At 39.5% G+C, this 7686-nt stretch carries 7 protein-coding genes; 2 read left to right on the top strand and 5 right to left on the bottom strand.

The window, feature by feature from the left end; translation table 11 throughout:
- Nucleotides 1-177: 177 nt before the first annotated feature.
- From WBG45_RS11995 to WBG45_RS12005, 3 genes are read right to left on the bottom strand one after another with little or no spacing between them, the layout of a single operon-like run.
- A complete protein-coding gene (locus WBG45_RS11995) occupies nt 178-1800 on the bottom strand; it encodes a M20/M25/M40 family metallo-hydrolase (protein WP_424414851.1) in 1623 nt (540 codons plus the stop codon).
- Nucleotides 1801-1842: 42 nt separating this feature from the next.
- Complete coding sequence (locus WBG45_RS12000; RefSeq protein WP_424414853.1) at nt 1843-3012, bottom strand: aminotransferase class I/II-fold pyridoxal phosphate-dependent enzyme; 1170 nt, start codon at nt 3010-3012, stop codon at nt 1843-1845.
- 6 nt (nt 3013-3018) lie between these two features.
- Nucleotides 3019-3678 (bottom strand): GntR family transcriptional regulator, encoded by a 660-nt coding sequence (locus tag WBG45_RS12005; protein ID WP_424414855.1) that lies wholly within the window; start codon nt 3676-3678, stop codon nt 3019-3021.
- A gap of 303 nt (nt 3679-3981) precedes the next feature.
- Here WBG45_RS12005 and WBG45_RS12010 point away from each other — a divergent pair, with 303 nt between their 5' ends.
- Together WBG45_RS12010 and WBG45_RS12015 are read left to right on the top strand one after the other, a co-directional pair.
- Nucleotides 3982-4536, top strand: coding sequence for a helix-turn-helix domain-containing protein (locus WBG45_RS12010; protein WP_424414857.1), 555 nt, complete (start codon nt 3982-3984; stop codon nt 4534-4536).
- A 58-nt stretch (nt 4537-4594) separates the two neighbouring features.
- On the top strand, nt 4595-4822 hold the full coding sequence (locus tag WBG45_RS12015) for a hypothetical protein (RefSeq protein ID WP_024535433.1): 228 nt from the start codon (nt 4595-4597) through the stop codon (nt 4820-4822).
- Nucleotides 4823-5287: 465 nt separating this feature from the next.
- Here the strand turns inward: WBG45_RS12015 and WBG45_RS12020 are convergent, their stop codons facing one another.
- Nucleotides 5288-6238 (bottom strand): nuclease-related domain-containing protein, encoded by a 951-nt coding sequence (locus WBG45_RS12020; RefSeq protein ID WP_424414859.1) that lies wholly within the window; start codon nt 6236-6238, stop codon nt 5288-5290.
- A 438-nt stretch (nt 6239-6676) separates the two neighbouring features.
- Entirely contained in the window at nt 6677-7603 is a 927-nt protein-coding gene (locus WBG45_RS12025; protein ID WP_424414861.1) for a DMT family transporter, read from the bottom strand.
- Nucleotides 7604-7686 lie beyond the last annotated feature (83 nt).

Genomic DNA, 7686 nt, shown 5'->3' on the forward strand with positions numbered 1-7686 from the left:
CAAAACCAATCTTAAATATAGTCTACTTTTATCACATTCTATCATATTATTTCCTTGGAAAGGTGACTTTCGTATGAGTAAAATTGGAAAATTCATTTCTTTTATGGAAAATCATGTCGTCGGAATGAAAAAAGAGACACAATTGAATTACTGTGTCTCTTACTGAAAGTTATTCTACTATTTGCTTAGGGTTGGATTTAGTAAAACGGTTTGGACCATGTTTTCGAGTAATTTAGGTAATTCGACGAAGGCACTTTGAATGTGAAGCCGCTCTGTTTTTTTGTGAGCGTCTTTTCCAAATGGGCCTACATTTAGTACAGGTGCGTTCAGTTCTTGCATGCCCGCAAATGGGATGGAATATGTGTCTCCCCAAACTGGCGTATTTGCTTCGAATACTTGCCAGCCCCCTGCGTTATCTTCGTAATTCACATAACTCAAATCAGAAATCCCATTAAAATAATGGATACGTTCAATCGAAAGATTAAACTCTGAAGTACCGAACTGCTTAACAAACTCCACACACTCTTCCACTAATGGATCCTCGCTCGTATTAACGGCTGGATAATAGGGCGGTGCATAAAGTAAAACCATTGCCGGTGCAAGTTCTTGGCACTGAATCATCAGCGTATCCACAATGCGGAATGATTTTTCACGGTCATCCCATTCCATATGATCGCGAACAGTCGTCTTCACAGTCTCTACATAATCCGAACCGAACTTATCAACCGCATGTTTTAGCAATTCTTCGTATTTCAATACGCGAATTTCGCCAACAGGATCTACCCCTTCACGCGAACAAATCCGTTGATAGTTCGCATTGCAATCATCAGCCGCTTCGTTTGCCACTTGTTTAAATAATTCCATGACTTCGGCTGCCGTGCGTTTCATAACAAAGACATTATAGAGCGCTGTCGCTCGATAAGACGTTTGTGCTGAATACTCCATTTTCAAGTCGTTTTGCTGAATCGTCACAGGCAATGGCGTCGTTTCCCCTAAAACGGTTTCTTGGAATAATGGATTGAATTCCATTCGTTGCGTTAAATAGGATGCGATATAGTTGGCTGTAATTCCACTGAGTGGTTCCCCCACATGCGTTTCCATTCCGTAAAAAAGAGCAGACGGCATGATTTTGCCAATTGACCCTGTATATAAATAATATTTCTCATCACCCGGCTGTTGCGCGAAGATTGGTTCACTATTTAAAAACAGTTTGTATGTGAGGTCATGGTGGTCGCGCAAATCATTTAATTTTGACACAGCCGCTCTCATTCCGGAACTATTCACTTCTTCGTCAGGCACCGTTAGCAAAATAAGATTGATTGGCCATTGTTCCTGGCTGGCTTTCTCGATTAAACTCATGTGCAACACGAGGCCCATCTTCATATCCATCGTACCTCGACCGAATAAATAATTGCCTGACTCCAAGTCGATTCGTGCATCATCTGGTAACTCATCTTTTCGATCGTGTAATGCTTTTGTTAACATTTCAGGCTCGAAAGCTAATGCTTCTAAGTCCCCGTATTCTTCCGTATTAACGGTATCGAAGTGACTGATTAAGACAACCGTTTCAGTTGCCTGCGGATGTTTATAAAATGCCGTTAGAAACTTACGGCCATGATCTGCATCTGTCAGCTCGATTAATTCAGAATGCTCTTTGAAATATGGAATGTCCTGTAATTTTGATTGAATTTTATAGGGAAATTCACGTTCACCATCAGATAGAGTCATACTCTTCCAACTAACTACTTCACATAATAATGAGCGGAGCGATTCTGGTGTTGACCACATAAGTTTTGTCATGATGTTACTCCCCCTTGCAAGAAAATTGCTGCGATTATTAGTTCACTGTTGCTGTTGTCTTAATATGTTAACATACGCTTCCAATCGATCCATTCCTTTGACTAAAACCGGCATTGCATAGGCATACGAGATACGAATAAAGCCTTCTCCGTATTCACTAAACGCACTGCCTGGCACACACGCTAAGCCACCTTCTTTCAGTAGCTTTGTTGCAAATTCAAACGAAGTCATGCCGAATTCTTTAATAGAAGGAAAGATGTAGAAAGCTCCGTTTGGTTTCACAACTTCTAGACCCATATCAAGTAGTCGACCATATATATAATCACGACGAACGACATATTCTTTATTCATTTCTGCAGGTACGTCCTTACTCATCCCAAGTGCTTCAATTGCTGCATGTTGACTTGGAAGCGGTGCGCATACTGAATTGTATTGATGAATTTTAATACAATGTTGCATGAGTGCTTCAGGTCCTAACAAAAAGCCGATGCGCCATCCTGTCATGGAATGAGATTTCGATAATCCATGAATGAGGAATAAACGATCTCGTAATTCTGGATAACACGCAAATGATCGATGTTGTCCTGAGAACGTATTTTCACTATAAATTTCATCCGTTAGTATATAAATTTCTTGCTCTTTTAATACTTCTGCTAAGGCGTCCATTTGCTGTACTTCAAGGGTGACACCAGTTGGGTTCGATGGAAAATTGAATAAGACAGCCTTCGTCTTCTCTGTAATTAAGCTTTTCAAGCGTTCGGGACAAGGTTTTAAGCCTGTATCTGAAGTATCGAGATACTTTACCTTTGCGCCGCACATCGTGATAATCGGGGCGTACCCTGGATAGCAAGGCGCCGGTAAAATGACTTCGTCTCCTTCTTCCAGGATGGTCCGGAAGACGTTGTCGATGGCTTCGCTTGCGCCGATGGTGATGATGATTTCTGTGTCGGCTTTGTAGGTAAAGTTGTATTTTTCTTTGAAGAATTGACTGACTGCGCTGCGTAATTCGATTAGGCCGGCGTTATGTGAGTATCCAGTGAGATCGTTTTCGATTGCCGAGATTCCGGCTTGTTTGACTCGCTCAGGTGACGGGAAGTCTGGTTGTCCGACTGTTAGATTCACTGCATCTGGATAATGGACAAGCTGATTGGAAAATTGACGAATGCCTGAAACGGCGATTTGGGTAATGCGTTCATTTATTGTAAGTGGCATGGTTTTTCAACCTTTCTTATAGTAATGAAGAAATCTTCTTTCGATATTATCCATATGTTCCAGCATGGCTTTTGTTGCAGCGATTTCATCTTTATTTTCAAGTGCGTTGACGATGTCTTCGTGCTCCCCGCTCGCTTCCATTGCCGAGATGGGGTACGTATTTGCTAGGATTAAGAAGGCACGATTGACGCCTGTGTTAATAGTGTGAATCATTTCGCGTAACTTCGTATTTGGATTTTGATTCGCTAGTATTAAATGAAACTCGCGATCTAGTTCGATAAATTCGTGAAAATCATTTTTGTCAGCTGCACGTTTTTGGAGTTTGAGATTGTCTTTTAGGGTATTAATGAATTTAGGTGTCACGAAACGTGCGACCTGTTCAATATTGTATGTTTCGAGCAGTTTGCGTACTTCCATTTGATGGAGCGCATCTTCTTTTGTGAAGGATGAAACGCTTGCTGGCTTGCCTGTTGTCAAAATGACGAGTCCATCAGTTGCTAGGCGACGAATGGCTTCACGAAGGGGTGTTCGGCTAATCCCGAGTTCCATCGCTAATTTTTCTTCACGTAGCTCTTCTTTAGGTGCGAGTGTACCTGTAAGAATATCTTTACGAATTAAGTTATAAGCTTGATCCGCGAGGGATTGTGGTTTTGTAATCTTTTTCAACGCGGTTCAACTACTTTCTTTGATGAGTTTGTGATGTGTATTCTGTATACAGTATATGCGAATTATAGCTTACAACGATGAGTATGTATAGGGATTTTGTTTGTAGATATTTGCGAAATGATGGCGGTTTTTATGTAGCTTTGTGTGATGTGGTTGTTATTTATATCGTGCGTGTGTTGCGTTATCTCCTGTTAACTATTAGTTAATTAAGAATATTTAATATTTATCTGTCAGATTGGATAAAAATGTGTAAAATAGAAGTAAGATTAATATTTGATATCGAATGTATGGGGGTTTGGTTAAATGGAATTTCCAAAAGAGGAAGTTGGCAAACGAATACGACATTTACGAAAATCTCAGGGATTCACTGCGGATGATTTAGCCAAAAAAGCTGGAGTCAGTCAAAGTATGATTTCTCAAATAGAGCGCGGACAAGTGTCGCCATCACTAGAAACTTTATGGAAAATGAGTCATTGCTTAAAAGTGCCCGTATTCACATTTTTCGAAGCAGAGAATCAGCAAGACGTGACGGTTACCCGGAAATCTGAACTGGTTGATTTGGAACGAATTCGTCCTAACGCCATTTATCAAGTCCTTTCACCTAATCATGGCAAGCAAATCTGCTTATTTAAATTGATTTTAGCGCCCGGTGACGTGTCGGATAATCCGTTAGTTTTTCATAGTGGTGAAGAATGCGGTGTTGTTCTAACCGGTTCCATACAGGTAGAGGTTGACGGTAAATTCTATGATCTTGATGAAGGCGATAGCATCTACTTTGACAGCAACCTTCCCCATCGTTTTGTAAATACAAGTGACGACACTTCCATCGCGATTTGGGCCATGACAGATCCTATTTGAAACTTTTTCGCATGTCATCCGTATACATATATATCGTCAAATTTAGGAGGAATATATTATGTTAAAAAACCCTGGCATTGCCGCTGTATTAAGTTTCTTTTGGACCGGCGTCGGACAAATATATAATGGACAATTAATGAAAGGCTTGATTTTAATTGTTGTCCAACTGATCAATTCAGCTTTAATGTTTGTGTTAATCGGATTCATCACCTTCCCACTCGTGTGGATTTGGGGAATCTATGATGCCTATAAAGTAGCAGATCGAATGAATAAACGATCGTATTGATTAGAAAAAACCACTTCCATTTGGAAGTGGTTTTTTTGTTGTAGTTTCTTTATTGTAGTTTCTTTATTGTGTGGTTTCTTTATGTGTAGTTTCTTTATGGTTGCACTTGCTATGAGCGGATTCCTGTCGACTATCAGCGCAAAAGACGTGGCTATCGACGTATCTTTGTCAACTATCAGCGGTTCTATGTCGACTATCAGCGGTTTAACAAAAAATGGGGACATCCAGCATGGTGGATGTCCTTAACAAATTAGTTTTTTGGTTTTGGTGATCTTTATAGTTGTTCTCTTGCTATCAGCGGTTTCGTGTCGACTATGAGCGGATTCCTGTCGACTATCTGCGCAAAAGACGTGGCTATCGGCGCATCTTTGTCGACTATCAGCGGTTCTCTGTCGTCTATCAGCGGTTTAACAAAAAATGGGGACATCCAGCGAAGTGGATGTCCCTAACAAATCATGTTTTCTTTTATTTTGATAAAAGCTTGCGGTATCTACGCCATCTTCCTTTACCGACCTCTATTAAATTCATTTTTTTCAACATGCGTTTTGCTACGTCTTTGCTTTTGATATGAAAAAATCTTCGGAATTCTGTGTTGTTAATTTCGGGTCCAAATATAAAGAAGTAATCGTCCAGTGTTTGAAGATGTGCGTTAGTCGAGATGTGGTCATTGGAACATACCCACTTCCTCTTCGACCACTTCATACCGATTTCAAAACATACCGGACATTCGACACCTGTAATGATATCTTCAGAACTAAGATTATATTTTGCATGCAATGCTTTATGTTCATACTCCCTATGATTCTTTAGAAATTCCTCGCCTAGCCGAATTAGTTCCTCCTGGCTAAGAACTTCCCTACTTGTCGTCATTTTTCTAATTTTTTTTGTTAAATAACGGGGTCTGACGATATCGTATCTACAGTTATTTGGAATGATATGAGAATCTGAATTTGTAAACACGATTACTCCTTCAACTGGTAAAAACCAATTTCTTCTTAACATCCAATCTCTTAGCCAGATGATATTTTTATCTAACTGTTCTTCTGGACTATCCATAATCACTACTTTGCCTTCTGGATTTGTTTGCTTCATATAATGAGGGTTTTGCATCATTTCCACCGTGTGTTTAATATTTTTCACCTCGATAATTAATGCATAGGATTGAGTCACAAAAAGATTATCAATCTGAAAAAACGAGGATGCTTTTAAATGTAAATCATGAATAATAAAATGAGTTTCAGGATGTTCATAACGTGCCAATTGTTGATCAACAAAATCTTCACCAGAGACACCCGCTTTCGATCTAAAGTAGTTGTTCTCCACATCATTAAACTTGAGGTGACTCATATCAAGCCTTTTCTTTAATGCTGCTTGACCCAAGAAATTTAACTGAGCAGATCTCTTTTTTATGATCATGAAATTCTCCTTTTTAAAAAATGTATCACACTTAAAAAATTGTATACAAATCCAATAAAACTTCATTTTGGACAAGCCTCACGACGATAATTTGATTTTCAACCACTTTTTATAGCCAAAATTGAAATGTCTTGATCAAAAACACATATAAAGAACTACATAATTTTTTCTCGATATAACAAAAAAAGGGACATCCAGCTTTGATGGATGTCCTTAACAAATCAAGTTTTGGTTTTGGCAATCTTTATAGGTGTTCTCTTGCTATGAGCGGTTTTGTGTCGACTATCAGCGGATTCCTGTCGACTATCGGCGCAAAAGACATGGCTATTGGCGCATCTTTGTCGTCTATGAGCGGTTCTCTGTCGACTATCAGCGCAACTGGCATTCTATAAGCGAATCCATAAAAAGAGCCCTCCACCGAGGTGGAAGACTCTTTTATTAGGATGATTGTGTTCGGGATTTCTTTAATTTGTGTTTTCGCCATATATCTTCTGCGGCGCCGGAGCCTAATATTACGCCTCCAACAATTAAAATGAGTCCGAATATATGTCGACTTGTGATGACTTCGCCTAAAAATACGGATGAGCCAATTAACGTAAACACTGTATTTAAGTTCATGAAAATAGCGGCTTTCGATGGGCCAGCTTTTCCGACTGAGTAGTTGTACAGCATATGACCAACTGCTGTTCCTATCATGCCACTGCCAAAGAAGGCGAGCCAAAATATTGGGGGAACTTCAAAGAACGCTTTATATTCTCCTGGTTCTTGAACTAAGCTAATCAAAAATAATACGACTGATCCAATTAAGAACATATAGGCCGTGAGCAATCGTGGATCCAATGTCTTCGCAGCTTTACTGATGACTAAGTAGCTAAATACTTGTGTCAAAATGGAAAGGAAAACGAATACATCACCAAAAGATAAGCCAGATGTGCCTTCTCCTGCTGCTAGTACTGTTGCACTAACTCCAAACAATCCTAGCATTACTCCGACCCATTGTAGTCTTGACGGATATATTCTCATAATCATTGATACTAAGACGGCTGTTAATACTGGACCCGTACCGAGAATTAGACCAGCATTCGAACTAGTTGTCTGTGTGAGACCAATTGACAAGAAATAGTGATGGCAAACAACATTGAGAAGTGCGCCGAGGACAATAAATTTCCATTCTTGTTTTGTTGGTTTTCTAACGAGTCGCATGACTGCCAATATGGAAAATACGGTTAAACTAGCTAGAAATATACGAAATGCGGTCATTGTGACAGGTTGCACTTCACTCACTAAGTATTTTACGGCTGGTAAATTAAAGCCCCATATGAACATGACAAAAACGAGTATTCCATAAATCTTCCATTGTTTCACGTGGTCAGCACCTCACCGTTTCTTTCGGAATCCGAAAAATAATATTCCCATCTTAATCCTTTATTCAACTAAAGTAAATGATT

Source organism: Paenisporosarcina sp. (genome assembly GCF_049671445.1).
In the GTDB taxonomy this organism is placed as follows: Bacteria; Bacillota; Bacilli; order Bacillales_A; family Planococcaceae; genus Paenisporosarcina.